Source organism: Phyllobacterium sp., assembly GCF_037994425.1.
Lineage (GTDB): Bacteria > Pseudomonadota > Alphaproteobacteria > Rhizobiales > Rhizobiaceae > Phyllobacterium.
Genome location: NZ_JBBNAM010000189.1, coordinates 1 through 1,282, shown reverse-complemented (window position 1 = coordinate 1,282; position 1,282 = coordinate 1). Strand labels below are relative to the sequence as shown.

Annotated in this window: 2 protein-coding genes; both read right to left on the bottom strand. The window is 57.3% G+C overall.

What is annotated here, in order from left to right:
- Positions 1 to 76: 76 nt before the first annotated feature.
- The gene (gene rplP, locus AAAB35_RS13450) at positions 77 to 490 is read right to left on the bottom strand and encodes a 50S ribosomal protein L16 (RefSeq protein ID WP_340668776.1); all 414 of its coding nucleotides are present in this window, start codon (positions 488 to 490) and stop codon (positions 77 to 79) included.
- 40 nt (positions 491 to 530) lie between these two features.
- Positions 531 to 1,238: a 30S ribosomal protein S3 gene (rpsC, locus tag AAAB35_RS13445; protein WP_027233166.1), complete on the bottom strand. Its 708-nt coding sequence runs from the start codon at positions 1,236 to 1,238 to the stop codon at positions 531 to 533.
- Positions 1,239 to 1,282: the final 44 nt, after the last annotated feature.

Below are 1,282 nucleotides of genomic sequence, written 5' to 3'. Positions count from 1 at the left end.
TCAGGGAACCCAACTCTTCATTCAACTGATCGAGGCTCATCGCCCGGACTTCTGCGGATTTCATAACATCCACCCCTTATTCTGCGATGCGCTGAATAAAGCGCGTCTTGACCGAAAGCTTGGCCGCGCCGAGACGCAGTGCCTCGCGGGCAAGCTCTTCCGGAACGCCGTCGAGCTCGAACATGACGCGGCCTGGTGCGACGCGGGCTGCCCAATAATCGACCGAACCCTTGCCCTTACCCATACGGACTTCGGTAGGCTTCGATGTGACCGGAACATCCGGGAAAACCCGGATCCAAACACGACCGGCACGCTTCATGTGACGGGTAATTGCACGGCGAGCGGCTTCGATCTCACGCGCCGTAACGCGGTTCGGCTCGAGGGCCTTCAGGCCGAAAGCACCAAAATTAAGATCCGTACCGCCCTTCGATGCGCCGCTGATACGGCCCTTGAACTGCTTGCGGAACTTTGTGCGCTTAGGCTGCAGCATTGTTCTCTACTCCAAAATTCACGATCCGGAAAGACGCTATTTAAGCGTTTTCGCGGCGACGGTTCGAACCCTGATGGCTATCGCCTTCAACAGCACGACGCTCGGAAGCCATGGGATCATGCTCAAGGATTTCTCCCTTGAAGACCCAGACCTTGACGCCGCAAATGCCGTAAGCGGTGTGAGCTTCAGCAGTCCCGTAATCGATATCGGCACGAAGTGTATGCAAAGGCACACGGCCTTCACGGTACCATTCCATACGCGCAATTTCCGCACCGCCGAGACGGCCCGAGCAATTGATACGAATGCCTTCAGCACCAAGACGCATTGCCGACTGAACGGCGCGCTTCATGGCACGGCGGAATGCAACACGGCGTTCGAGCTGCTGTGCGATCGACTGGGCAACCAGCGTCGCATCAGTTTCCGGCTTGCGGACTTCGACGATATTGAGCGCGGCATCAGCATTCGTCATTTCCGACAGCTTGCGACGCAGCTTCTCGATATCGGCGCCCTTCTTGCCGATGATCAGGCCCGGACGTGCGGCATGGATCGTTACGCGGCACTTCTTGTGCGGACGCTCGATCACAACCTTGGAGATGGCAGCCTGCTTCAGTTCGTCCATCAGATACTTGCGGATCTTCAGGTCTTCATGCAGCAGCTTGCCGTACTCACCCGTATTCGCATACCAACGCGAATCCCAGGTCCGATTGATACCGAGGCGGAAGCCAACCGGATTAATCTTCTGGCCCATTATGCGGCCTCCCCTTTTTCCTGTGCTTCGCGAACGACGATCGT

Excerpts from the sequence above, each read along its gene's own strand:
- rplP (WP_340668776.1), bottom strand. The coding sequence starts at position 490 with ATGCTGCAGCCTAAGCGCACAAAGTTCCGCAAGCAGTTCAAGGGCCGT.
- rpsC (WP_027233166.1), bottom strand. The coding sequence starts at position 1,238 with ATGGGCCAGAAGATTAATCCGGTTGGCTTCCGCCTCGGTATCAATCGG.